The 24,767-nt window shown below is 66.7% G+C and carries 22 protein-coding genes and 2 pseudogenes; 14 read left to right on the top strand and 10 right to left on the bottom strand.

Annotation, left to right across the window (positions count from 1 at the left end; all coding sequences use genetic code 11):
• Positions 1-37: 37 nt before the first annotated feature.
• Both tssI and RTI28_RS00190 read left to right on the top strand, forming a co-directional pair.
• A complete protein-coding gene (gene tssI / locus RTI28_RS00195) occupies positions 38-2,044 on the top strand; it encodes a type VI secretion system tip protein TssI/VgrG (protein ID WP_316918588.1) in 2,007 nt (668 codons plus the stop codon).
• Positions 2,041-2,586 carry a toxin-antitoxin system YwqK family antitoxin gene (locus tag RTI28_RS00190; RefSeq protein ID WP_316918587.1) on the top strand — a complete coding sequence of 182 codons (546 nt, stop codon included), beginning with the start codon at positions 2,041-2,043 and terminating at the stop codon, positions 2,584-2,586. The genes tssI and RTI28_RS00190 overlap by 4 nt, the downstream gene beginning before the upstream one ends.
• On the opposite strand, the gene RTI28_RS00185 is transcribed toward RTI28_RS00190, so the two are convergent.
• Positions 2,583-3,041 (bottom strand): type II toxin-antitoxin system YafO family toxin, encoded by a 459-nt coding sequence (locus RTI28_RS00185; RefSeq protein WP_316918586.1) that lies wholly within the window; start codon positions 3,039-3,041, stop codon positions 2,583-2,585. The genes RTI28_RS00190 and RTI28_RS00185 overlap by 4 nt on opposite strands.
• Positions 3,042-3,338: 297 nt before the next feature.
• Positions 3,339-3,731: a DUF4280 domain-containing protein gene (locus tag RTI28_RS00180; protein ID WP_316918585.1), complete on the bottom strand. Its 393-nt coding sequence runs from the start codon at positions 3,729-3,731 to the stop codon at positions 3,339-3,341.
• A gap of 533 nt (positions 3,732-4,264) precedes the next feature.
• Here RTI28_RS00180 and msuE point away from each other — a divergent pair.
• The 5 genes from msuE to RTI28_RS00155 all read left to right on the top strand — a co-directional run bounded on the left by msuE (position 4,265) and on the right by RTI28_RS00155 (position 9,175).
• Entirely contained in the window at positions 4,265-4,831 is a 567-nt protein-coding gene (msuE, locus tag RTI28_RS00175) for an FMN reductase (RefSeq protein WP_316918584.1), read from the top strand.
• Positions 4,832-4,840: 9 nt separating this feature from the next.
• Entirely contained in the window at positions 4,841-6,025 is a 1,185-nt protein-coding gene (locus RTI28_RS00170) for an acyl-CoA dehydrogenase family protein (RefSeq protein ID WP_316918583.1), read from the top strand.
• Between the two features lie 9 nt (positions 6,026-6,034).
• On the top strand, positions 6,035-7,135 hold the full coding sequence (locus RTI28_RS00165) for a sigma-54 dependent transcriptional regulator (protein ID WP_316918582.1): 1,101 nt from the start codon (positions 6,035-6,037) through the stop codon (positions 7,133-7,135).
• 61 nt (positions 7,136-7,196) lie between these two features.
• Positions 7,197-8,333, top strand: coding sequence for an FMNH2-dependent alkanesulfonate monooxygenase (ssuD, locus tag RTI28_RS00160; RefSeq protein ID WP_316918581.1), 1,137 nt, complete (start codon positions 7,197-7,199; stop codon positions 8,331-8,333).
• On the top strand, positions 8,330-9,175 hold the full coding sequence (locus tag RTI28_RS00155) for an amidohydrolase family protein (RefSeq protein WP_316918580.1): 846 nt from the start codon (positions 8,330-8,332) through the stop codon (positions 9,173-9,175). Before ssuD ends, RTI28_RS00155 begins: the two co-directional genes overlap by 4 nt.
• A gap of 136 nt (positions 9,176-9,311) precedes the next feature.
• On the opposite strand, the gene RTI28_RS00150 is transcribed toward RTI28_RS00155, so the two are convergent.
• Entirely contained in the window at positions 9,312-11,201 is a 1,890-nt protein-coding gene (locus tag RTI28_RS00150) for a propionyl-CoA synthetase (protein WP_316918579.1), read from the bottom strand.
• Positions 11,202-11,344: 143 nt separating this feature from the next.
• Here RTI28_RS00150 and RTI28_RS00145 point away from each other — a divergent pair, with 143 nt between their 5' ends.
• Positions 11,345-12,631, top strand: a complete 1,287-nt coding sequence (locus tag RTI28_RS00145; RefSeq protein WP_316918578.1) for a leucine-rich repeat-containing protein kinase family protein — start codon at positions 11,345-11,347, stop codon at positions 12,629-12,631.
• A 122-nt stretch (positions 12,632-12,753) separates the two neighbouring features.
• Here RTI28_RS00145 and RTI28_RS00140 read toward each other — a convergent pair whose 3' ends face one another.
• Both RTI28_RS00140 and RTI28_RS00135 read right to left on the bottom strand, forming a co-directional pair.
• Positions 12,754-13,464 carry a YebC/PmpR family DNA-binding transcriptional regulator gene (locus RTI28_RS00140; protein ID WP_316918577.1) on the bottom strand — a complete coding sequence of 237 codons (711 nt, stop codon included), beginning with the start codon at positions 13,462-13,464 and terminating at the stop codon, positions 12,754-12,756.
• Between the two features lie 115 nt (positions 13,465-13,579).
• Positions 13,580-14,585: pseudogene (locus RTI28_RS00135) on the bottom strand (MFS transporter); the annotation flags it as partial.
• 2 nt (positions 14,586-14,587) lie between these two features.
• Between RTI28_RS00135 and RTI28_RS00125 the strand changes: the two are divergent.
• Positions 14,588-14,944: pseudogene (locus tag RTI28_RS00125) on the top strand (hypothetical protein); the annotation flags it as partial.
• Positions 14,945-15,048: 104 nt separating this feature from the next.
• Positions 15,049-15,636, top strand: coding sequence for a LysE family translocator (locus RTI28_RS00120; RefSeq protein ID WP_316918575.1), 588 nt, complete (start codon positions 15,049-15,051; stop codon positions 15,634-15,636).
• On the opposite strand, the gene RTI28_RS00115 is transcribed toward RTI28_RS00120, so the two are convergent.
• The 3 genes from RTI28_RS00115 to RTI28_RS00105 all read right to left on the bottom strand — a co-directional run bounded on the left by RTI28_RS00115 (position 15,625) and on the right by RTI28_RS00105 (position 19,520).
• Positions 15,625-16,410, bottom strand: coding sequence for an AraC family transcriptional regulator (locus RTI28_RS00115; protein ID WP_316918574.1), 786 nt, complete (start codon positions 16,408-16,410; stop codon positions 15,625-15,627). The two genes, RTI28_RS00120 and RTI28_RS00115, sit on opposite strands and share 12 nt — an antisense overlap.
• Positions 16,411-16,480: 70 nt before the next feature.
• Positions 16,481-18,907 carry a hypothetical protein gene (locus RTI28_RS00110; protein ID WP_316918573.1) on the bottom strand — a complete coding sequence of 809 codons (2,427 nt, stop codon included), beginning with the start codon at positions 18,905-18,907 and terminating at the stop codon, positions 16,481-16,483.
• Between the two features lie 73 nt (positions 18,908-18,980).
• Positions 18,981-19,520: an XRE family transcriptional regulator gene (locus RTI28_RS00105; RefSeq protein ID WP_316918572.1), complete on the bottom strand. Its 540-nt coding sequence runs from the start codon at positions 19,518-19,520 to the stop codon at positions 18,981-18,983.
• 161 nt (positions 19,521-19,681) lie between these two features.
• Between RTI28_RS00105 and RTI28_RS00100 the strand changes: the two genes are divergently transcribed.
• Both RTI28_RS00100 and RTI28_RS00095 read left to right on the top strand, forming a co-directional pair.
• Positions 19,682-20,464, top strand: coding sequence for an aldolase (locus RTI28_RS00100; protein ID WP_316918571.1), 783 nt, complete (start codon positions 19,682-19,684; stop codon positions 20,462-20,464).
• Between the two features lie 19 nt (positions 20,465-20,483).
• Positions 20,484-21,371, top strand: a complete 888-nt coding sequence (locus tag RTI28_RS00095; protein WP_316918570.1) for a dihydrodipicolinate synthase family protein — start codon at positions 20,484-20,486, stop codon at positions 21,369-21,371.
• Between the two features lie 67 nt (positions 21,372-21,438).
• Here RTI28_RS00095 and RTI28_RS00090 read toward each other — a convergent pair whose 3' ends face one another.
• Complete coding sequence (locus RTI28_RS00090) at positions 21,439-21,954, bottom strand: DUF4123 domain-containing protein (RefSeq protein ID WP_316918569.1); 516 nt, start codon at positions 21,952-21,954, stop codon at positions 21,439-21,441.
• A 2-nt stretch (positions 21,955-21,956) separates the two neighbouring features.
• Positions 21,957-22,661, bottom strand: a complete 705-nt coding sequence (locus tag RTI28_RS00085; RefSeq protein WP_316918568.1) for a hypothetical protein — start codon at positions 22,659-22,661, stop codon at positions 21,957-21,959.
• Positions 22,662-22,923: 262 nt separating this feature from the next.
• Here RTI28_RS00085 and RTI28_RS00080 point away from each other — a divergent pair, with 262 nt between their 5' ends.
• Together RTI28_RS00080 and RTI28_RS00075 are read left to right on the top strand one after the other, a co-directional pair.
• Positions 22,924-23,526: a tetratricopeptide repeat protein gene (locus tag RTI28_RS00080; RefSeq protein ID WP_316918567.1), complete on the top strand. Its 603-nt coding sequence runs from the start codon at positions 22,924-22,926 to the stop codon at positions 23,524-23,526.
• Between the two features lie 278 nt (positions 23,527-23,804).
• Complete coding sequence (locus tag RTI28_RS00075; protein ID WP_316918566.1) at positions 23,805-24,707, top strand: LysR family transcriptional regulator; 903 nt, start codon at positions 23,805-23,807, stop codon at positions 24,705-24,707.
• The last annotated feature ends 60 nt before the right edge of the window (positions 24,708-24,767 follow it).

Here is a 24,767-nt window from a genome sequence, read left to right as displayed (position 1 = left end):
AGTCACCCTTTCCGCCTGACCGTTCCGAGAGCCCTCGATGCCCCGCGCTACCGACAGCAATACCAGCCTTTCCCTCAGCGCCAGCGCCGTCAGCGACCTCTACCCCGAGTCGCTGAGCGGCACCGAGGTACTCAACGGGCTGGGCATGTGCATGCTGCGCGGGCATGCGGACAGCGCCCTGACCCTGACCAGCGCGGTGGCCAGCCATGTCACCGCGACCCTGCACAACGACGCCCAGCTGCGCCCGCTCGACGGCCTGGTCGCCGAGATCCGCCAGCTGCCCGGCGACGCCAGCGCCGAGCACTACCAATTGCTGCTGCGGCCATGGCTGTGGTGGCTGAACCTGGCCAGCAACAACCGGGTGTTCCAGAACCAGACCACCTCGGACATCGTCACCACGATCTTCGACGCCCACGGCTTCAGCGACTACAAGCTGTCCCTGACCGGCAGCTACACCGCGCGGGAATACTGCGTGCAGTACGGCGAAAGCGATTTCGCCTTCGTCTCGCGGCTGCTGGAGGAAGACGGCATCTTCTGGTTCTTCACCCATGAGGACGGCGTGCACACCCTGGTCCTGGCCGACAACAACGATGCCTTTCCGGCGATCCCCAACGGCCCGGCGCTGAAGTACCTGGGCCAGGAGATGGGCGTGCGCGAGCTGCACGGCATCCGTTCCGGGCAGCGGGTGCTGCAGGCGGTGGCCGGGGTCTATTCGGCCAACGACTATGCGTTCACCACCCCCACCACCGCGCTGTACAGCCAGGCCGAGGCCAAGGCCGGGCCATTGACCCTGTACGAACACCCCGGTGGCTACATCGACAAGTCCCGTGGCGATGCCCTGACCAAGCAGCGCGTCGACGGCCTGCGCAGCCAGGAACAGCGCTTCGTCGGCGAGAGCGACTGCCGCTGGCTGGTGCCGGGGCATTACTTCACCCTCAGCGGGCACGATGACGACAGCCTGAACAGCGACTGGGTGGTGACCTCGGTCACCCATGACGTCAGCCACCAGCACTACCGCAACCGCTTCGAAGCCATTCCCAAGGCCACCCCCTACCGCCCGCCGCGCACCACCGCCAAGCCGCGCATGCACACCCAGACCGCCACCGTGGTGGGCAAGTCCGGCGAAGAGATCTGGACCGACGAATACGGCCGGATCAAGATCCAGTTCCCCTGGGACCGCGACGGCAAGAACGACGAAACCAGTTCCTGCTGGGTGCGCGTGGTCCTGCCCTGGACCGGCAAGAGCTTCGGCATGCAGTTCGTGCCGCGGATCGGCCAGGAAGTGATCGTCACCTTCATCGACGGCGATCCGGACCGGCCGCTGGTCAGCGGCTGCGTGTACAACGGCGACAACAGCCTGCCCTGGGCCCTGCCGGACAACCAGACCCAGTCCGGGATCAAGACCAACTCGTCGAAGGGCGGCGGCGGTTTCAACGCCCTGCGCTTCGAGGACAAGAAAGACAGCGAGGAAGTCTTCCTGCAGGCGCAGAAGGACTTCAACACCAACGTGCTCAACGACGTCAGCGTGACCATCGGCCACGACGAGACCCAGACCGTGCAGAACGCGCGCACGCGCACGGTCAAGGAAGGCGACGAGACCATCACCCTGGAAAAGGGCAAGCGCACGGTGGCGATCCAGACCGGCAGCGACAGCCTCGACGTCAAGGACACGCGCACCGTCACCGTGGGCGGCGACCAGACCCACAAGACCGGTGGCAACTACACCGACAAGGTCACCGGCAACTACAGCCTGACCATCGATGGCGACCTGACCATCAAGGTGAGCGGCGCCATCACCCTGCAGAGCGGTGCCAGCTTCAGCATCAAGAGCGGCGCCGACCTGGCCGTGCAGGCCAGCACCTCGATCGCGCAGAAGGCCGGCACGTCCTTCGCCAACCAGGCCGGCACCTCCCTGGAGAACAAGGCCGGCACCACCATGACCAACGACGCCGGGGTCAGCCTGACCAACAAGGGCGGCGCCGAACAGACCGTCGACGGTGGCGGCATGCTGACCATCAAGGGTGGCCTGGTGAAGATCAATTGAAGACCGTGACCAGGGGTGATGCCTTTCAGCTGGAGCGTGGCGATTCGCGGCTCAGCGGGCGCCTGCTCGAAGGCGAGCTGAACGGGCCGCTGCGCATCGACGAGCAGGCGCGGCCGCAGGCCTTGCTCAACTATGCCGGTGGTCTGCTGCAGGGCGAGAGCCAGACCTTCCACGCCAATGGCCGGGTGTCCGCGCAACTGCCCTATCGCAACGACCGGCTCGATGGCGTGGCGCGTTTCTACTCCGAGGAAGGCCAGCTGGTTCGCTCGGCCAGCTATCGCCTCGGGCAGCTGCATGGCGAAGCGATCAGCTATTACCCGGATGGCGCCATGGCCGAGCGCGAGCGCTACACCAACGGCGTGCGCGAAGGGCTGCAGGAGCGGTTCCATGGCAATGGCAAGCTGGCGTTGAAGGCGCAGTACCTCAATGGCCAACTGCTCGACCCGGGGCAGCGCTATGCCGAGGACGGGCGGCCGCTGGATGCGGCGGGCAAGCCGGTGTCGCGGTTGAAGTGGTGGTGGACGAACGGGGCGGAAAACTAGCCATCCACGCGAGGAAACAGACCGGTCCCTTCGAACCATTCCTCAGCGGCGCGAGCGAGCGCCTTGAGAAAACGGTGCTGGTCGCGCCGTGCTGCCTGATGAGCATCGTCCTGGAAGTAATAAAGCATCAGGCGATCATTCTCGTCGGACATCGCATACACCAGATGCCTGTCGGATGTCTTTCTATAAGGATCGACATGTGGGTCCGTCCAGAGTCGTCGCTCTCGTGGGGGAATATCGCCTTCCGGTCGCAGATGGACATGGCGCAAGCCGACCTTGGGAACGACCGAACCGGCTGGGTCGCGGTAACTGGCATCCCGCCCGAAATCGGGATGATGACCCTGTTCGGCCCAGTACTTGAAAGCCTCGATCAGCTGGTCGCGAAACTCGACCTCGACAGGATCGGCAGGATCGAATTGCCCTATGAAAACGTCATGTATTTCAACGCTATCCATGCGGCAGGCGGCTACCTATTCGGGCGCGTAGCGATCAATGAGCGACTCCCGGCCCCGCTCGGAGATGGCCCGGGACTTGTCGTTTGCAAGGGGAGGCAGCGAGGGTGGGGGCTTGCGTACAGGTTGTTCGGAGATTTCGCGCTTTTTACGCGAAGCCGGGGCTTTGACGCTCATCACGAACTCCAGGGATTCGAAGGGACAGATGGCGATCATTTTTGAGCAACGAATCCGGGTAGTCAACGAACAGTTGAAAACCAGGCAGCGTCTGCCCGAGGACTCTGAACAGCACCCTCAGGTTCAGGGAATCAGCGTCTGCACCTGCCCCGCGAAATTCACCTTGATCACCCCCGCCCAGTTGCACATCAGCGTGCAGTTGGCGTCCAGCGCCGGCATGTTGCCCAGCAGTACCGTCGGCGCCCCGGGGATCCACGGTGAGGCGGTAGCCGGAATGCACGGCATCGGCGTCAGCACGCCGAGCGCCGCGGCGGTGGCGGCGGCGACCATGGGGTTGGCCATGCTCGTGCACATGCCGAAGGTGGGGATATTGACCAGCGGAATATGATCCATGATGTTCGCCGCCGGCACGCCACCGACCATCACCCGATTCACCGGCAACACGTTCAAGGCACATGGCGCAGCACCGAAGCTGCATTGCAGCAAGGCACCGGTAACGACCTGGGGGCACGACATCCCTGACTCCGCGGGTGGGTCTCTGTGGGTGTCGACTGTAGCCCATTTGTAGGAAATTTCCCTCACCCAAAAGCATCGCTGACAAGCCAGCCCACAGGTTTACGGCGAGCCGGAACCTTGCGACCGGCAGCAATCCTTGTGGGAGCGGGCCGGGCGGCGTTCCGATTGCCCGCGATGGCGTAGTCCAAGACACCACCTTTGTCAGTGCCGACCTCATCGCGGGCAATGCCCGCTCACACAGGGATTCCTGCCAGACGCACGGCCCCTGTCAGCCACCTTATATTCCAATAAATTATTAATTTATCTTTATTGATAATTGGACTGAATATCACATCCCCTCTAAAACTCCCTCCACCCGGCCACTGTTGCCCGGCCAACTGTTCACCCACCAACACCCGATCAACAGTTGCCGCACAAAGACAACAGCCACGCCAGCCACGAATCAAGAACAACCCATTGATTCAAAAGACTTTTCAGAACTGGAACGGCTCTTGCTCAAGTCAGGACATCAACGCAGCCAAGGAATCCGCACCATGAGTACCGCTTTCAACATCGTCGCCGTTTCCGGCGGCGCCTGGCGCCCGTCGCGCACCCTGGTCCTGACCGAAGCCCTGATCAGCGCCCTCGGCCAGTACCTGGACTTCAACGTGCAGGTCATCGAACTCGGCGACATCGCTCGCCCAGTCGGCGGCGCCCTGTCGCGCAGCGAACTGCCCGCCGAGGTCGAGGCGCAACTGGCGGCCATTGAGCAGGCCGACCTGCTGATCGTCGCCGCCCCGGTCTACCGCGGCTCCTACCCGGGCCAGTTCAAGCACCTGTTCGACCTGATCGGCCAGGACGCACTGATCGACACCCCGGTGCTGCTCGCCGCCACCGGCGGCAGCGAGCGCCATGCGCTGGTCATCGATCATCAACTGCGCCCGCTGTTCAGCTTCTTCCAGGCCCTGACCCTGCCCATCGGCGTGTACGCCGCCCAGGCCGACTTCCACGACTACCAGATCACCAGCCCGGCCCTGCAGGCGCGTATCGCCCTGGCCGCCGAGCGCGCTGCCGCCGTGCTGGGTGGGGTGATCGACAATGCCCCGCGCAAGATCGCCTGAGGCATGCCCATGAACCTGCCTTCCCAGCACCTGCAAACCCCGCTGCAGATCGCCCGTGAACTGGCCACGCGCTTCGCCGAAACCGCCGTCGACCGCGATGCCCGCGGCGGCACGCCGAAAGCCGAACGCGACGCCCTGCGCGCCAGCGGCCTGCTCGGCCTGGTGATTCCGACCCAGTACGGCGGCCTCGGCGCCAGCTGGAGCGAGACCCTGGAAGTGACCCGCGAATTCGCCCGGGTCGACAGCTCCATCGCCCATGTCTTCGGCTTCCAGCACCTGATGCTGGCCACCGTGCGCCTGTTCTCCCGCCCCGAACAATGGGAGCCATGGTTCGAACAGACCGCGCGCAAACACTGGTTCTGGGGCAACGCCCTCAACCCGCTGGACACCCGCACCGTGGTCAAGCGCTTCGACGGCTGGTGCGAGTTCTCCGGCAAGAAGAGCTTCTGCTCCGGCGCCAGCGACTCGGAAATGCTCATCGCCTCGGCGGTCGACGAAAGCGCCGGCGGCAAGCTGCTGATCGCCGCGGTGCCCAGCGCACGCAGCGGCATCACCCTACACGGCGACTGGGACAATATCGGCCAGCGCCAGACCGACAGCGGCAGCGCCACCTTCGAGCGGGTCCGCGTCGAACACGCCGAGTTGCTCCTCGATCCAGGCCCGCTGAGCACGCCGTTCGCCTGCCTGCGCCCGCTGATCGCCCAACTGCATTTCGCCAACCTGTTCCTCGGCATCACCGAAGGCGCCTTCGCCGAAGCGCGCCAGTACACCCTCAACGAAAGCCGTCCGTGGTTCCGCTCGACGGCCCGGCACAGCGGCGAAGACCCGCATGTGCTGCGTCATTACGGCGAATTCTGGGTCGGCCTGGAAAGCATGCGCCTGCTGATCGAACGCGCCGCTGCCCTGCTCGACCAGGCCTGGGCCAAGGGCACCGGCCTGGGTGCCGAGGAACGCGGGCATCTGGCCCTGGCCATCGGCACGGCCAAGGTCGCCGCAACCCGCCATGGCCTGGATATCTGCAACCGCCTGTTCGAAGTCACCGGCGCCCGCGCCACCCATGCCTCGCTGCGCTTCGACCGGCACTGGCGCAACCTGCGTACCCAGACCCTGCACGACCCGGTGGACTACCGCATCCACGAGCTCGGCGAATGGGCGCTGAACGCTGTGCGCCCGACCCCGACCTTCTATTCATAAGGCCTGCCCATGCAATTGCTCACCCTGCCCCCGTCCCCGACCCTGGCCACCTCGATCCGCGCCACCGCGCAGGTCTTCGAAGACCCGCGCTCGCAGGCACTGCTGGCCCACCTGCAACAGGTTGCGCCCAGCGAGGCCAGCGTGCTGATCATTGGCGCCACCGGGACCGGCAAGGAGCTGGTGGCACGGCACATCCACAACCTCAGCGCCCGCCGCAACGCGCCGTTCGTGGCGGTCAACTGCGGGGCATTCTCCGAGTCGCTGGTGGAAGCCGAGCTGTTCGGCCATGAGAAAGGCGCCTTCACCGGCGCCCTGGCGGCCAAGGCCGGCTGGTTCGAGGAAGCCGACGGCGGCACCCTGTTCCTCGACGAGATCGGCGACCTGCCGATGCCGATCCAGGTCAAGCTGCTGCGCGTGCTGCAGGAGCGCGAAGTGGTGCGCCTCGGTTCGCGCAAGAGCATCCCGATCAACGTGCGGGTGCTGGCGGCGACCAACGTGCAGCTGGAAAAGGCGATCAACGCCGGGCACTTTCGCGAGGACCTGTACTACCGCCTGAACGTGGTCAGCCTGCAATTGCATCCGCTGCGCGAACGCCCGGGCGATATCCTGCCGCTGGCCCGCCACTTCATCGCCGAGTACAGCCGGCGCCTGGGCTACGCCGAGGTCAGCCTCAGCGAAGAAGCCCGCCAGCGCCTGGCCGGCTACGACTGGCCGGGGAATATCCGCGAGCTGGAAAACGTCATCCACCACACCCTGCTGCTGTGCCGCGACCAGGTGATCCGCGCCGAGGACCTGCACCTGTCGAACCTGCGCATCGAGCGCGAGGACAGTAGCCGGTCGCGCCAGGAAAGTGCCGACGAACTGCTGCAACGGGCCCTGCTGCAACTGTTCGAGGAACAGGGCGAAGGCCTGCATGAAAAGGTCGAGGACGCCTTGCTGCGCGCCGCCTACCACTTCTGCCACTACAACCAGGTGCACACCGCGCAACTGCTCGGGCTGTCGCGCAACATCACCCGCACCCACCTGATCCGCATCGGTGAACTGGTGGTGAACAAGCGCCGTCCCGCGCCCGGCGGCTTCGACGGCCGGGTGATCAACCTGTCGATCTGAATTCCTGGAAACCCCTTGCCAAGCGTGCCTACCCACCAACCATGGCAACAAGGACACTGCAATGAGCCTCGATATCTTCTGGTTCCTGCCGACTTCCGGCGACACCCGCTACCTCGGCCATTCGGCCAGCGGCCGCCCGGCGACCAACGCCTACATGCGCCAGATCGCCGTGGCCGCCGACCAGCTCGGCTACGACGGCCTGCTGATCCCCACCGGCGCCAGCTGCCTGGATCCCTGGGTCACCGCCGCCAGCCTGGTGCCGGTGACCCAGCGCATCAAGCTGCTGGTCGCCCTGCGCACCTCCCTCGGCAACCCCACCGCCTCGGCGCGCCAGGCGGCGAGCCTGGACCAGGCCAGCAACGGCCGCCTGCTGCTCAACGTGGTACCCGGCGGCGATGCCACCGAACTGGCCGCCGATGGCGTGTTCCTCGAACACGACGAGCGCTACGAAGCCTCGGACGAATTCCTCACCATCTGGCGCCGCCTGCTGCAGGGCGAGAACGTCGACTTCGCCGGCAAGCACCTCAAGGTCGAAGGCGCGCAGAACTTCTTCCCGCCCGTGCAGCAGCCCTACCCGCCGCTGTATTTCGGCGGCTCCTCGCCGGCCGCCCATGACCTGGCGGCCAGGCACGTGGATGCCTACCTGACCTGGGGTGAACCACCGGCGGCGGTCGCCGGGAAGATCGCCGATGTGCGCGCCCGTGCCGCGAAGCTGGGGCGGACCGTGCGTTTCGGCGTGCGCCTGCATGTCATCGTGCGCGAAACCAACGCAGCTGCCTGGGCCGCCGCCGACGAACTGATCAGCCATCTCGACGACGCCACCATCGCCGCCGCCCAGGCCAACTACGCGAAGATGGACTCCGAGGGCCAGCGGCGCATGGCCGCCCTGCACGGTGGCGACCGCAACAAGCTGGAAGTGGCGCCGAACCTGTGGGCCGGGGTCGGCCTGGTGCGTGGTGGCGCCGGTACCGCGCTGGTGGGCGATGCCGAAACCGTTGCCGCGCGCCTGCTGGAGTACGCCGAGCTGGGCGTCGACAGTTTCGTGCTGTCCGGCTACCCGCACCTGGAAGAGGCCTACCGCTTCGCCGAGCTGGTGTTCCCGCTGCTGCCGGGCAAGGGCAAGGTCACCGTGGACGGCGCCTTCACCGGCGGCGCGTTCGATATCCGCGCGGGCAAGGACAAGGAGCAGGCGGCATGAAGATCATCGACCTGCGCTGCCGTCCGGCCTATCTCCATCCGTTCTTTGGCGGCGTGCCGGGCTCGCCGGAGCATGACACCGCACGCTGGCTCAATCGCCGGGTCGGCACCCGTGGCGCCGACAACCATTTCGAGCGCTCGCTGACTCCTGAAGGCTTTCTTGGCGAGATCCGCGAGGCCGGGCTGGACAAGGCCGTGGTGGTGGGTCGGCATACACCGGGCCAGCACCTGCCCAACGACCTGATCCACAGCGTGGTCCAGGGCCATGCCGAGCTGCTCGGCATCGGCGCGGTGGAACCGGTGCTGCAGGGGGTGGAAGGCGCCCTCGCCGAGATCGACCGCGCCCTCGACGTGCTGGGCCTGGCCGGCATCGACCTGGAGCCGGGCTTCGCCGAGCCGGCGCGGCACCCGGACGATCGCCTGTACTGGCCCATCTACGAGCATCTGCAGCAGCGTGGCGTGCCGCTGTTCATCATGAGCGGACCGACCACGCCGGACCCGGCCTACAACGACCCCGGGCGCCTGGCGGCGGTGGCGCGGGCCTTTCCCCAACTGAAGATCGTCGTCAGCCATGGCTACTGGCCGAACGTGCAGCAGGCCATCGGCCTGGCCTTCCGCTACGACAACGTCCACCTGGTGCCGGACATGTACCTGTTCCAGGCCGGCAGCGAAGGCTATGTGCAGGCGGCCAACGGCTTCCTCGCCGAGCAGTTGCTGTTCGGCTCGTCGTACACCTTCCGGCCGATCGCGCAGAGCATCGAGGATGCCCAGCGCCTGGGCCTGCGCGATGACGTGCTGGAGAAGTTCTTCTACGGCAATGCGCAGAGGCTGTTCGGTCTCTGAGCGACTTTCGGCAGTCAGTCAAGCCAATCGGGGCTGCTTTGCCGCCCTTCGCGAGCGAGCTCGCTCCTACAGGTTATTGAGCAACCCTGTGGGAGCGAGCTCGCTCGCGAAAGGCTGCAAAGCAGCCTCAACCGGGTCAGGCGCTGCGCGCCAACCCCGCGAGCACCGCCTCGATCTCCACCAGCACCGCCGGATCGTCGAGGGTCGACGGCGCCACATAGGCCTGCTGGTCGGCGATCTTGCGCAGCACCGCACGCAGGATCTTGCCCGAACGGGTCTTGGGCAGACGCTTGACCACCCGCACCCGGTTGAAGCAGGCCAGCGCGCCGATCTGCTCACGCACCGTCGCCACCAGTTCCGCCTGCAACTGCGCCTCGCCGCCGTCCACGCCATCCTTGAGCACCAGCAGCGCCAACGGCACCTGGCCCTTGATCTCGTCGCGCACGCCGACCACCGCGCACTCGGCCACCGCCGGATGACGGGCCACCAGGTCCTCCATTTCGCCGGTGGACAGGCGATGCCCGGAGACGTTGATGACATCGTCGGTGCGACCCATGATGTAGACGAACCCGTCGTCGTCCAGGTAGCCGCCGTCACCGGTGTGGTAATAGCCGGGACAGGCCTGCAGGTACGACTCCAGATAGCGCGCATGATCGCCCCACAGGGTCTGGCTGCAGCCCGGCGGCAGCGGCAGGGCGATGACGATCGAGCCCTGCTGGTTGGCGCCGAGGAGCTGGCCGTCCTCGTCCAGCACCCGCACGTGATAGCCCGGCACCGCGCGGTTGCTGGAGCCGGCGCGCCCGCCGCTGCCGTCCAGGCCCAGGCACGGCGCGGTCACCGGCCAGCCGGTCTCGGTCTGCCACCAGTGATCGTGGACGTTCTTGCCGCTGACGCTCTCCAGCCATTGGTGGGTGCTGGAATCGAGGCGCTCGCCGGCGAGGAACAACTGCCGCAGCGAACTCAGGTCGTAGCGCCGCAACAGGCGGCCGTCCGGGTCCTCCTTGCGGATCGCACGCATCGCCGTCGGCGCGCAGAACAGGCCATTGACCCGGTACTGCTCGACCACCCGCCAGTAGGCCCCGGCATCCGGCGTGCGGATCGGCTTGCCCTCGTAGAACACCGTGGTACAGCCGCTCATCAGCGGCCCGTAGACGATCAGCGAGTGCCCCACCACCCAGCCGACATCGGAAATCCCCCACCACACCTCGCCGGCCTGCATGCCATAGATAGTGCGCATGGCGAAGCGCAGAGCCACGGCATTGCCGCCGTTCTCACGGACGATGCCCTTGGGTTTCCCGGTGGTGCCGGAGGTGTACATGATGTACAGCGGATCGCCGGCGCGCAGTTCCACCGGCGGCACCGGCCGCGCGCCCGCCAGTTCGGCCTGCCAGTCCAGATCGCGACCGGCCAGCAGCGTGGCGCGGGCCTGCGGGCGCTGCAGCACGAGCACTTTCGCCGGCTGATGCGCGGACTGCTCCAGGGCGCTGTCCACCAGTGGCTTGTATTCGATGACGCGGTCGAACTCCACACCGCAGGACGCGGTCAGCAGCACCGTCGGCCGCGCATCGTCGATACGCAGGGCCAGCTCGTGCGGGGCGAAGCCGCCGAACACCACCGAGTGCACCGCGCCGATCCGCGCGCAGGCCAGCATGGCCATGGCCGCCTGCGGCACCATCGGCATGTAGATGACCACCCCGTCGCCCTGCTTCACCCCGAGCGCGCGCAGCAATCCGGCCAGCCGCGCCACTTCGTCGCGCAACTGATTGAAGGTGAAGGTCTGCTGGCTGCCGGTGACCGGCGAATCGTAGATCAGGGCGAGCTGCTCGCCGCGACCTTCTTCGATCTGCTGATCGAGGGCCAGGTAGCAGCTGTTCAGGCGACCGTCGGCAAACCACTGGTGGGTGCCGTCGGGGTTGTCGCGCAGGATCTCGGTGGGTTTGCGAAACCAGGCCAGGTCGGCGGCCTGCTCCGCCCAGAAATCGGCGGGCGCGGCAATGGAGCGGTCATAGCTGTGCTGATAGCTCATCGGTACATAACCCTACGTTTGTTGTTGTTAAAGGGCGAACCGCGAGTATGCCGGGATAGCGCCGCGGTGCTATCGAACTTAAGTCGCATGGGCGCTGGCGTTTGCCGTTATCATGGCCGCCGTTTTTCGCCACGACAGCCCCCATGCACAGCCTTGAAGACCTGAAAGCCGGCCGCCTGGCAGGCACCGTTCGCCTCGACCTGGCCTGCGGCCTGGAGCACTTTCCCGAGGAAATCTTCGACCTGGCCGACAGCCTCGAAGTCCTCAACCTGACCGGCAATGCCCTGACCACCCTGCCCGCCGACCTCGGCCGCCTGCACAAGCTGAAGGTGCTGTTCTGCTCGGACAATCGCCTGAGCGACCTGCCGCTCGGCATCGGCGGCTGCGCGCAGCTGCAGGTGGTCGGGGTGAAAAGCAACCGCATCCGCCAGGTCCCGGCCGCCGCCCTGCCGCCACGCCTGCGCTCGCTGGTGCTGACCGACAACCTCGTGGAAACCCTGCCGGAGGCCCTGGGCGATTGCCGTGAACTGCAGAAGCTGATGCTCGCCGGCAACCGCCTGCGCGCGCTGCCGCAAAGCCTGGCGCGCTGCGACAAACTGGAGCTGCTGCGCATCGCCGCCAACCGCCTGGAAGCGCTGCCGCAGTGGTTGCTGCGCCTGCCCAACCTGGCCTGGCTGGCGTATGCCGGCAATCCGTTGCACGGCGACCTGCCCGCGCAGGAATGCGCGCGGATCGACTGGCACGCCATCACCCTGGAACAGCCGCTTGGCCAGGGCGCCTCGGGCATCATCCACCGGGCCCGCCTGCAGGGGCACGACGCGCCGGTGGCGGTGAAGCTGTACAAGGGCGACATCACCAGCGACGGCAGCCCGTTGCTGGAGATGCAGGTGTGCATCGCCGCGGGCCACCACCCGCAGCTGATTCCGCTGATCGGCCGGGTGGACAATCATCCGCAGGGGATTCCCGCGTTGGTCATGGAACTGATCGATCCAGCCTGGTTCAACCTCGCCGGGCCACCGAGCCTGGACAGCTGTACCCGCGATATCTACCCCGCCGATCGGCAACTGGATGGCGCCGCGCTGCAACGCCTGGCCCTGGGCATCGCCTCAGTGGCGGCTCACCTGCACGGTCGTGGCATCAGCCATGGCGATCTGTATGGACACAACATCCTCTGTGACGAGCACGGGCACAGCCTGCTGGGGGACTTTGGCGCGGCGTCGTTCCATGGCGCAGATGGGCGTGTCGAGGCGAGGCTGATCGAGCGGATCGAGGTGCGGGCGTTCGGGGTGTTGCTCGGGGAGTTGCTGGAGCGCTGTGGTGAGGCGCTGCCAGGGGTGGCGGAACTGCAGCGGGACTGCTTGCAGGCCGATGGTCTGCTGCGGCCGGGGTTTGCCGAGATCGTGCGACGTTTGTCGGCCCTCTCCCTGTAGGAGCGTGGCTTGCCCGCGAAGGACCGTGAAACGGTCCTCAATGGCGTTGCTGCCGAGGACCGTTTCACGGTCCTTCGCGGGCAAGCCACGCTCCTACAAGAGACGCAGCACGAGCAGATGACTCAGGCCGTCAAACCGACATACACGTTCTGCACATCATCATGCCCGTCGATCGCATCGAGGAAGGCTTCCACTTCGGCCAGGTCCTCGGCGCTCAGGCTGGCGGCGCTGACCGGGTTCTTCGGGGTGTAGCCGATCTTCGCTGAGATCACGGTGAAGCCCTGGCCCGGCAGGGCTTTCTGCACGCTGTCCAGGTCGGTGGTTTCGGTGATGAACAGGGTCGCGCCTTCATCGGCCGGCTCGAAGTCCTGGGCACCGGCTTCGATGGCGGCCAGTTCAGGGTCGGCATCGGCGCTGTCCGGGGTGGCTTCGATCAGGCCGACGTGGTTGAAGTCCCACGACACCGAACCCTCGGCGCCCAGCTGGCCCTTGCGGAACAGCACGCGGACTTCGGCGACGGTGCGGTTGACGTTGTCGGTCAGGCACTCGACGATCAGCGGCACCTGGTGCGGAGCGAAACCTTCGTACTTGACCGCGTGGTACTGGACCTGCTCGCCCAGCAGGCCGGCGCCTTTCTTGATCGCACGCTCGAGGGTCTCGCGGGTCATCGAGGCCTTCTTGGCCTGCTCGATCACCAGACGCAGACGCGCGTTCATGTCCGGGTCGGCACCGCTGCGCGCGGCGATCTGAATTTCCTTGGCCAGCTTGCCCATGATCTTGCCCTTGGCATTGGCAGCTGCTTCTTTATGCTTGGCTTTCCACTGTGCGCCCATTTCGACTCTCTTGTTTCAGGTGCCGGTTCAGGAAACGACCGACAAAGTGGGCAGCAGTTTATACGGCCTCCGGCGGGCAATCGACAAAAAATCGCGATTGCCCGCCCCGCCCGTCTCAGGTGCGCAGCGGCTTGATTGCCATGGCGGTATTCGGCGCTACCTGCGGATCATCCGCGGGACTGGCCGGGCGGCTGTTCCAGTGCGGCAGCAGGACCAGCGCGGAAAACAGCGCGCAGCCGGCGAAGATGACGAACACCGTGACCCCGTCGAAATAGCCCGGCAGCAACCCGCCGAGAATCGCCCCGACCGAGCCGCAGCCGTTGACGAAACCGGCGGCGGTGGCCCAGGCCCTGGCGGTGCCGAAGTCGATGGCCGCGGCGCCGCTGATCATCGAGTCGGGACCGTACAGGGTCAGGCCCATGACGAACAGCAAGGCCACCACCAGCACCACGCTGCCGCTGTGCAGCGCGCCCATGAACAGCGCCAGGACCAGGGTCAGCAGCACCAGGCTGATGACGCAGGCCGGCATGCGCCGGGCGCCGAACAGCTTGTCCGAGGCCAGGCCGATCATGATCGGGCCGAGCAGCCCGGCCAGTTCGAAGGCGGTGGGAATGATCGCCGCGCCCACCTTGCCCACCGACGGCATCTGTTCGAAGACGATCACCGGCCCCCACAGCAGGATGGCGTAGCGCGCCGGCTTGAGCAGGAAGTAGGCCAGGCCGAGGACCAGCACCGTACGGTTGCACAGGATGTCGCGCAGCGGCGCCCAGATACTGCGCAGCTGATGGGCCGCGGCCATGCTTCTGCGACTCGGGCTCCACCGCCGGCAGGCCGACGTCCTCGGGCTTGTTGCGTTGCAGGAAGAAGAACAGCAGCGCCACCGCCGCCACCACCGCGGCGCTGGAGAAGAACGCCGCATGCCAGCTGCCGATCAGGGTGTAGGCCCACCAGCCGGCGAACGGCGAGGCCACCAGGCCGCCGAAGGCGTAGCAGGAGCTCCACAGCCCCAGCACCCGGCCCCGTTGCACGGCCGGGAAGAAGCTGCCGATGTTCTTGCACAGCCCGGCCCAGCCGGTGGACTGGGCCAGGCCCTGGACCAGCATGCAGCTGGCGAATACCGGGACTGACCGATCTCGGCGAGCGCCTGCTGGGCATCACCCAGCGCCTGTTCGCCTGCGAAGCCGAGGCCAACGAACTGCTGCAGGACTCCCGCGCGCTGCAGACCGGTACGCTGGTCCTGGCGGTGGATGCGCCGGTGCATGTGCTGCGCCAGGTGGCGCGTTTCTGCCAGCGCTTTCCCGGTATCAGCGTGAAGATCGAGACCGGCAATACCGGTGCCGATGCGCGGGTCTGCGCGTTGCCCATCATCGATTGCCAGCGGCGCCTGAAGGAGACCCTGGTGTGCCTCAACGAACAGCGCTCGCGGCGGCTGGTGGCGACGTTCATGGAGATGTTCGAGGAAGATTTGCCCACCGCGTGATTGTGGGAGCGAGATCGCAATCAACCCCAAGGGCAGTTTTCTTCAATACCGGCACATTCCGCCCCGATAGTCTCCAGGCTCCCTCCCCACTCGAGAGCGCCTTCATGAGCCTGTCGCTATCCATGGCCGCCTTTGCGCTGGCCTCGTCCATTTCCCCCGGCCCGGTCAACCTGGTCGCCCTCGCCGCCGGTGCCCGCCACGGCCTGCGCGCGGCGCTGCGGCACGTCACCGGGGCGACCCTGGGTTTCTGCCTGCTGCTGTTGCTGGTGGGCTTCGGCCTGCACGCGGTGCTGCTGCGCTGGCCGGGGCTGACCGAGGCGCTGCGCTGGGCCGGCATCCTGTTCCTGCTGTACATGGCCTGGAAACTGGCCAGCGACGACGGCCACCTCGGCGACGGCGACCCGCACAAGGCCCCCGGTTACCTGCACGGCGCCGCGATGCAGTGGCTCAACCCCAAGGCCTGGCTGGCCTGCGTCGCCGGCGTCGGGGCCTTCGTCGGCCAGGGCGAAAGCACCCTGCTCTGGCACTTCACCCTGATCTACCTGGTGATCTGCTACCTGTCGCTAGGCTGCTGGGCCTGGGCCGGCACGGTGATCCGCCGCCATCTGCAGCAAGCGCAACGCATGCGCCTGTTCAACCGCGCCCTGGCCGGCCTGCTGGCGGCCAGCGCCGGCTACCTGCTACTGGGCTGAGCGATAGTGCCCTGGCGTCGCCGCCAGGTGCTGCTTGAAGGCCCGCTGCAGATGGGCCTGGTCGGCGAACCCGGCCTCATGGGCGACCTCGGCGATCAGACGGCCCTGGCGCAGCTGCGCGCGGGCATAGCGCACCCGGTGATCGAGCAGGTAACCATGGGGCGTCAGGCCGAAATGCTGCTTGAACGCACGAATCAGATAGGACGTCGACAACCCCGCCGCGTCGCCGATGTCCTCCAGTTTCAGCGGCTCGGTGCAATGCGCGCGAATATACTCCGCCGCCCGCTGCAGCCGCGCATTGCCCGGCTCGACAGGCAGCGGCGCCGCCTCGATCTGCTCGCGCAACTGACCGAAGAAGCACTCGGCGGCGAGGCGCTTGTCGTCGCTGCTGCAGTGGCGCTCGGTCAGGCGCCGGTACAGCGCGGTCAGCGCCCGGTACAGCGCCGGCGAGGTGCTCAGGGTGCGCCCCAGCGGCTCGAAGCCCTGCTCGCCCAGCCACGGCATGTCGACGTAGAGCATCAGGTAGGACCAGGGCTGGTCGGCGATGGGATTGCAGGCATGGACCACGCCGGGGTTCATCATCACCACACTGCCCGCTTCGATTTCGTGCCAGCACTGGCCATCGAAATAGGTACTGCGCCCGGCGGTGATCGCACCGATGGAAAAGCCTTCGTGGGAATGCCGGGCATAACAGACCTTGCGGCCGTCGGCGACCGCCCGGGCCTCGATGAACGGCAGCGCCGGATCGCGCCAGAAAGTCGAACCATTGCTCATCGAAACATCTCCCGGGGCTGTGCGAAAACGTCAAGGAGCCTATCACCCGCCAGCCCGCCGCTCCAGCGACTCACGCGCCAGAATAGCGCGCCACGCTCAAGCGCTCGGCCGCCGCCAGGTCACGATTGACCAGCGGCAGGATCAGCGCCATGGCCCCGTCGTACAGCGCTCCCGCAGGGGTGCCCACAGCACTGCAGCGCTCGAACAGCTCCTGCAGGCGCGTGCCGATCGCCTCCGCCGCCGGCGGCTCCTCGCACGCCGCCACGTACAGCGTCTCGAACAGCGAGTGATAGCCGTTGCGCAGCCAGAAGGCGCTGTTGGCCAGCTGGAAACGCCAGTAGCGGGTCACGCTCGGCGGGCCGTCGAACAGGCCTGGCAAGCCCCGGCAGAGGGCTTCGGTCACGCCGCTGACGCCGCCGCTGAAGGGGCTGTCCAGCTGGTCCATGTAGTGGCTGTGCGGGTGCCGCGGATCGGCGCGGTACTGGTGGTAGCCGCGGTACTTGTCCTCGGCGATCAGCCAGCTGTTGTCCGCCGCCAGCAAGGTTTCCGGGCGCGCATTGAGGATCAGGTACGGGTCCGGGCGCAGCAGGCGATTGCCCGCCGCGGGCGGCCCGGCGACAACCCGCAGGCACTGGAACAGCACCTGCCTGCGCAGGCTGCGGCCAGCGTCGCTGTCCAGCAGCGGTTCAGCCGGGTCGTCAGCCAGGAGGATGTCCAGCAGGCGCAGCGCGCGGGCCTGGTGCGGCATGGCCGGGAGTCCCTCGCCCAGCAGATGGCGGGCTTGCGCCAGTGTGCTCTGCAGGTAGGCATTATCCAGCCAGGTGTGCCGATCCTCGCGGCGGCACAGGCGCCCGGCCAGGTCCGAAAGCAATGGGTCCAGGGCCGGCCAGCGCCAGACCTGGTCCGCGAAGGCCCGCTCCCAGAGCACCTTGCCCAGGTGATTGCCCTTGATATCGCGGCGGCCGTCGCGCGGCGCGTCAGGCACCGCCAGCAGCCCGCCCGGGGTCAGGTGATTGCGCTCCAGCAGGCGCAGCCACTGCGCCATGAAGGCACTGCGCTCGCGCGGATGGTTGAGCCAGGGACAAGCGCCCTCGCCAGCATCGCGCAACGCCTCCAGCCGGGCGAAGAAGGCAGCGTTGTGGGCATAGGCCGCCTGCACTTCGCTCACGCACAGGTGCCGACTGTTGACCCGCTCGCCCTGCAGTTCCATCACCCCGAACGGCGTCGCCGCCAGGTACTCGCCGTCCCGGGGCAGCTCCAGCAGGTACAGGTGCTCGCCAAAGCCCAGGCTGCGCTCCAGTTCGCGCACGTCGACGAAGCGGCCATCGCGGTCCGGGTCGTAATGACTGTGGGCATAGCTCGGCACGGCGATGGTCTGGAAGCTGGCGATATCGGCGTAGCGATTGAGCAATTGATCGAGGCGCCGCGGCCCGCTGACGTTACGCGCCCGTGCTTCGCCATGCGGGTCGTCGAAGGCTTCGATGCCGATCTGGTTGCACACCTTGCGATCGACATTGACCGCCCGCAGCCAGTAGCCGTCGTCCAGCACCCGCACCAGGAAGCCGCCGCGCAGGGTGCTTTCGGAGACCAGGTAAGCGCCGAGAAAGGCCTCGATGAAGGCAGTACGCACCAGCACCGAGCGAATCGGCGCGAAGGTCGGCGACCAGGCCGGCGCCGGCTCGTGCTTGAGCCGGTACTGCTGCTGCCACGCCAGGGAGCGGGCCTGGGTGCCGAAAGAGAAATTCATCAGGCCCCGGGTGCGGGTCGCCAGGCGCCCGTGCTCCAGGTACAGGTCCTTGTAGCGGCGCTCATAGCTGGGGTCGACCAGCGCGACATTCATCCGCACATGACCGGGGCGCTCTTCCATCAGCAGCAACGACAGGTTGACCGGCAAGGCATCGGAGGCCGAGGGAATCCGCTCCAGCGCGGCGACGGCCTTCGCCGACGGCGCTTCGAGCAACGCCCGATAACGCTCGGCCACCGCCTTCCAGCCCTGCTGGCGGGCGAACGGGATGATGCGCGAAGCGCCTTCGACGTCGATCTTGCGTTGCAGCAGGTCGATCATGCGTTGCAGGCGCGCCAGCAGGCCGGGGCATGGCGCGCGCAGGCCATCGCCGGCGCGCAGCAGACGCAGGGCCTTGCGCCAGGCCCCTTCGAAGCCCTGCATGGCGGCTTGCTGGCGGCTGTACAGGGTGATGTCGCGATCGAGCGCCTGGCGATACGCACTGGCGTCGCCCAGTTGCTCGCGGTGGCGGCGCAGCAGCCGCAGGTGCTCGTCGATGTCGCGGGGGTTGTCCTGCATGCTGTAGCACTGCGCGGCGAGCACGCTGAGGGTGGTGCGCTGGATCTCCAGCAGGCGCGCATCGACTTCGCCGAGAAAGTCGGCGCGCTCGCCGGGATTGAGGTGGAACCACGGACTGCGCCGCGGCGCGGCGGCGATGCGCTGGTCGACGAGAGTGTTGAGCAAGCGGGTGTAGTCCCGTGAGGGCTGGGTCATGGCGATCATCCTTGAGGGCCGGGGAAAGCCGCGATGCTAGCGTGCCCCCCGGCCCGGAAAGGACCGGCAAAACCTACCCGGCGTCGTGCACCACCACCAGCAACTGCGCCGCGACCTCGCCCAGCGAGCGCAGGCGATGTGGGGTCTGCGCATTGAAATAGAGGGCGTCGCCGCGTTCCAGGACGACGCGCTCGTTCATGAAATCCACCTCGACCTGGCCGTCATGGACGAACAGGAACTCCTCGCCCAGATGCTCCTTGAAGGTCGAGTCGCTGAAGTCCATGGGCGGACTGATCAGGAACGGCAACAGGCTGCGCTGGCCGATCTGGTTGGCCAGCACCGCGTAGCCCGGCCCCTGGACGCTGCCGGAAAGCAGCTGGCGCTCGCCGCTGCGTACCAGGCTGTAGCGCGCCTGGTTCGGCGCATCCTCGGCGAACAGCTCCTCGACATTGACGTTCAGCGCCCGCGCCAGCTTGAGGGCGGCGGCGATGGACGGCGTGTTCAGCCCGCGCTCGACCTTGGACAGGTAGCTTTTGGTCATGCCGGACTTTTCCGCCAGCACCTCGAGGGTGATCCCGAGTTTTTTTCTCAATAACTTCAAACGGATAGACATGCGCCGTGATCGATTCCAGGCAGTGGGAAACTTTTTCCTTGCTTATGACACTTTGTGTCATATAGCCTTTGCTGTGTCATCTGACCGCCCCGTCGGTTTCTCAGGCTCGCGGGGCGGGCCAGCCAGGACATCGCACTTCACACCACCGAGGACACACCCCAATGGCCAACACAATGGCACTGCCCAAGGACCAGCTGGTCCAGCAGGCCCTTGCGCGGATGCAAGGCTCGCTTGCGGATAATACGTGGACTGTCAGGGAAAAGCTGGCCCTGACCTGCCGCATTCTCTTCGACCGCGGTCACGACTCCGGCCTGGCCGGGCAGATCAGCGCCCGCGGCCCGCAACCCGGCACGTTCTACACACAGCAACTGGGCCTGGGTTTCGACGAGATCAGCGCCAGCAACCTGTTACTGGTCAACGAGGACCTGGAAGTCCTCGAAGGCCAGGGCATGGCCAACCCGGCCAACCGCTTCCACAGCTGGCTGTACCGCGCCCGCCCGGACGTCAACTGCATCATCCACACCCACCCCACCCATGTGGCGGCCTTGTCGATGCTGGAAGTGCCCTTGCAGGTATCGCACATGGACGTCTGCCCGCTGTATGACGACTGTGCGTTTCTCCAGCACTGGCCGGGCGTGCCGGTGGGCAACGAGGAAGGCGAGATCATCGCCGCGGCGCTGGGCGACAAGCGGGCCATCCTGCTGTCCCACCACGGTCAGCTGTCTACGGGCAGCAGCATCGAGCAGGCCTGTGTCGTCGCCAACCTGATCGAGCGCGCGGCGCAACTGCAGTTGCTGGCAATGTCCGCCGGGACCCTGCAGCCGATCGACCCGGCCCTGGGCCGCGAGGCCCACGACTGGATCGACCGGCCCAAGCGCCACGGCGCGGCTTTCGACTACTTCGCCCGGCAAAGCCTGCGTTCCCACGCCGACTGCCTGAACTGACCGAACCGGAGCAACGCACATGAGCAACCTCTTCCACGGCATCATCGGCTACACCGTTACCCCGTTCAGCGGCCGCGATGGCGAAAGCCTCGACCTCGCCGCCCTCGGCCAGTCCATCGAGCGCCTGATCGACGGGGGCGTACAGGCCATCGCCCCGCTGGGCAGCACCGGCGAAGGCGCCTACCTGAACGACCGCGAATGGAGCCAGGTTGCCGAATTCAGCCTCAGCCAGATCGGCAAGCGCGTGCCGACCATCGTCAGCGTGTCCGACCTGACCACCGCCAACGCCATCCGCCGCGCGCGCTTTGCCGAGGAGCACGGTGCCGATGCGGTGATGGTGCTGCCGGCGGCCTACTGGAAACTCAGCGAGGCGGAGATCCTCCGTCACTACCAGCGCATCGGCGACAGCATCGGCATCCCGATCATGCTCTACAACAACCCGGCCACCAGTGGCACCGACATGTCGGTGGAGCTGATCCTGCGCATCGTCAGGACGGTGGAAAACGTCACCATGGTCAAGGAGAGCAGCGGCGACATCCAGCGCATGCACGCCCTGCAGCAACTGGGCGAAGGCCAGGTGCCGTACTACAACGGCTGCAACCCGCTGGCCCTGGAAGCCTTCATTGCCGGCGCGAGCGGCTGGTGCACGGCGGCGGCCAACCTGATCCCGGTGCTCAACCAGCAGTTGTACCGGGCAGTCACCGGCAATGACCTGGAGCGGGCGCGTGAGCTGTTCTACCGACAGTTGCCATTGCTGGAGTTCATCCTCAAGGGCGGCTTGCCGGCGACAGTCAAGGCCGGCCTGAAGCTGACCGGGATCGATTGCGGGGTACCGCGGGCGCCGGTGTTCCCTCTGGATGAGGGTGGCTGCGGGCGGTTGAAGGCGTTGCTGGATCGACTCGCTTAGCCCAGGACGGGGCAATTCCCGTAGGAGCGGGCAAGCCCGCTCCTACGCGGACGCGCGCGGCAGACGCCTACGGAACCAGACCACCGGCCTCGAAAACCTGCCACGTCTCGCCCTCGCCCAGCTCCACCACCAACCGCTGCACCGGCCCCAGCAGCGCACGGTACTGCGCCGCATCGCAGGTTGGCAGGAACACCGACAGCACCCGCGGATCATAGAAACGGAACATCAGCACCCGCCGGTCCTCGGTACGCACCCGGAGAAACTTCTTGCAGTGCCGGCGCAGTTCCGCCATCGACACCCGCGCCGGCACCCGCAGGGCGATGCCCCACGCCTTGCCCCAGCCCAGGCCCAGCAGCTCCAGGCTTTCGGCGCAGCCCGCCTCCAGCCTGACCAGCCACGGCGCCGCCGCCTTCAAGCGCGGGATCAACACACCGGCATACAGGCAATCGCGCTCCAGCCGGCTGCCTTCGAGCCAGGCCAGGATCGCCGGATCCCGGGCACCGTCGAGCAGCAGGTAGACCTGGTGCTCCCGCGGCGCCTCGTCCTCGGGCCAGAGCAGATCGATCACGGCCGGCAGATTCATGTTCATGCACCACGCTCGCAGACTTCACAGAAAGGCGTGCCATGCTCGGCCGCCTGCTCCAGGACGCCCGCCTGCGCGTCCTGTACCGCCTCGACCCTGGCCTGCTCGGCGCTGGCCGCGGCGGCGACCTGTTGCGCCTTGACCTGCTCGCACACCTCGCAGAGCGGCGTGGCCTCCTGCGCGGCCTGCTCCAGCATGCTGGCCAGCGCCTCCTGGACCTGCGCCACGTCGTCCGCTGGCGCGGCCTGCGGTGCTTCGACCGGCGCTGGCGCCGCGGCCGGCGCCAGCGCGACAACCGGTTCGGGCTCGACCGCCTCGACCCGCTCGGGCACCGCTGCGGGCTTCGCGAGCGGCGCGACCACCTTGGCCGTGGCGGCCGCGACCGAGCGCGTCGGCACCTGCGCACGCCAGGCGTAGCGATCGGCGCGCAGGCTGCCGAAGCGCAACTCGTTGGCCACCTGCTGCAGCACCTGTTCGTCGCTCAGCCGATGGATCGGCAGGGTCTGCCGGGCCAACAGGCCACGCAGCTCATGCACGCGGCTGGCATCACGCAGGTGGCGCTGGACGAAGGCATCGGCCTGCCAGGCATCGCCCAGGTCGAGACGCTGCTGCCAGGCCAGGCTCGGATCCTGCGGCAACGCGACGTCGAACCCGGCCTGTTCGCAAAGGCCGATCTGTTCCACGCCATCCGCAATCCATAACTGCATGATCCCGTTCCTGGAAGCTGCTGAACGAAGGGCTCGCCCGTGGGCCGACACACTAGCGCGCGCCATGGCCTTTAGCCAGATCAGCCGCGCAATTGCGTCCGGCGGCCGGCCCCAGGCACCTCGATACCCACCTCAAGCGAACTCATGTCAATAAGCCACGAAAAAAGCCGGGATTTGCTTGACCCACTGCGGAAACCTCCCATTAAATCCGCACATTCCTACAAAAATAACGGCCGCCGCCGGCACCCTCAAGGGACGTCCAATGCTAAGCACCGCCTTCGACAACGCACGTGTCATGGCTCTCAACGACCAGGCCGTGCAGTACCGGAACCAGGGCTGTCTGGACGAAGCAGAGCGGTGTTTCCACGAGGCCCTGCACCTGGCGGACAGCGTCGAGGGCTTCGATCCCGCCAGCCTCGCCACCCTGCGCGACGGTCTCGCCGGGCTGCGCTGGGCCCAGCAGCGCCATGCCGAAGCCGAAGCACTCTACCTCGAGGTGCTGAGCACCCGCGAAACCCTGTTCTCCCCCAACCACCAGGTGGTCGGCCAGAGCCTGCAGACCCTGGGCAACTGCTACCTGAAACTGGGTCGTATCGGCGAGGCCGCGAGCCTGCTCGAGCGCGCCGTGCAGGTCTACCGCGAAGACACCCCGGATGACCTCGAACCGGTCAGCGCCTGCCTCGCCTCCCTCGGCCTGGCGCACCTGCAGCAGGACAACCTGCGCGCCGCGCACGAGGCCTTCAGCGAATCGCTGGTGATCTACCAGGTGCAGACGCCGCGCAACGAGCAGGTGATCGCGGTTCTCGGCGAACAGCTGAAGATGATCGAACACCTGGGCAAGGGCGCCTGGTGGAAATTCTGGTGAGCCGGCCAAGACCGGACTGAGCCGACGCGGTCCCCGTAGGAGCTGGCTTGTCGTGTGACGAACCACTGCGAAAGGACCGCGGAGCGGTCCCAAAAATGGTGCTGCCCATGAGATTTTGGGACCGCTGCGCGGTCCTTTCGCAGTGGTTCGTCACACGACAAGCCAGCTCCTACGGGGACGTGCGAGAGGGCACCGTCACACAATCCCCCTGCAAAAACACGCAGGAGGGATTATTCTGCAAAAACATTTCCCCGCCAGAAACTATGTGAGAAGCGAATATGAAGATCGATGACATGGACGCCTTCGTCGCCGTCATCCGCTGCCAGTCAACCAATCTCGCCGCCGAGGCGTTGCAGTTGACCCAGCCAGCGATCACGCGGCGGGTGCAGAATTTCGAGGAAGACCTGGGCGCCAACCTGCTCGACCGCAATACCAAGCCGCTCAAGCCGACGCCCATGGGCTGGCGGGTCTACGAGCAGTGCAAGGCGATCCTGCGCGAGATCGATACCCTGCGCGAGCTGGTGGCCAGCGACGGCGCGCCCAGCGGCACGCTGCGCCTGGGGGTGCCGCAGACCATCGGCGACGTGGTCCTGCTCGACGCCCTGGCGAAGATCCGCGAGGCCTATCCGGAGCTGCGCACCCAGGTGGTCAGCGGCTGGGGCAGTTCGCTGATCTCGCGCATGGAAAACGGTGACCTGGACGCCGCCGCGGCGCTGTTCCCCACCGGCAAGATCTTCCCCGAAGGCATCGCCAGCCGTTCCATCGGGCGCATGCAACTGCGCGTGGTGGCCGCCAGGGGCAGCGCGCCCAAGCGCAGCTACAAGCTCAAGGACTGCTACCTGCGCGGCTGGGTCCTCAACCCCGATGGCTGCGGTTTCCGCGCCGGGCTGCAACGGGCGCTGAGCGAACAGGGGCTGTCGCTGCAGATCAACCTGGAGACCTTCGGCACCGAGCTGCAACTGGGGCTGGTCGCCAACGGCCAGGGCCTGGGCCTGGTGCCGGAACCGCTGCTGGCGGCGAGCAGGCATCGCGAGCAACTGGAAGTCCTCAATGTCAGCGACTTCAAGCCGCAGGTCGATCTGTGGCTGTTCCACCCGCGCTACCTGGGCAATCTGCAGGAGCCGGTGGAGCTGTTCGGCGCGGTCTCGGCGCAGCGCCTGGACAGCAGTAAAATAGACTGATTGCATTTTGAAAATTATCTTTATGCTTTTTTCTGATAATTAACTTAGAACCAAAAAGCC

Source organism: Pseudomonas sp. zfem002 (genome assembly GCF_032621685.1).
Classification (GTDB): domain Bacteria; phylum Pseudomonadota; class Gammaproteobacteria; order Pseudomonadales; family Pseudomonadaceae; genus Aquipseudomonas; species Aquipseudomonas japonica.
The sequence above is the reverse complement of the archived record's forward strand: the minus strand, read 5'-3'. Positions and strand labels throughout refer to the sequence as shown.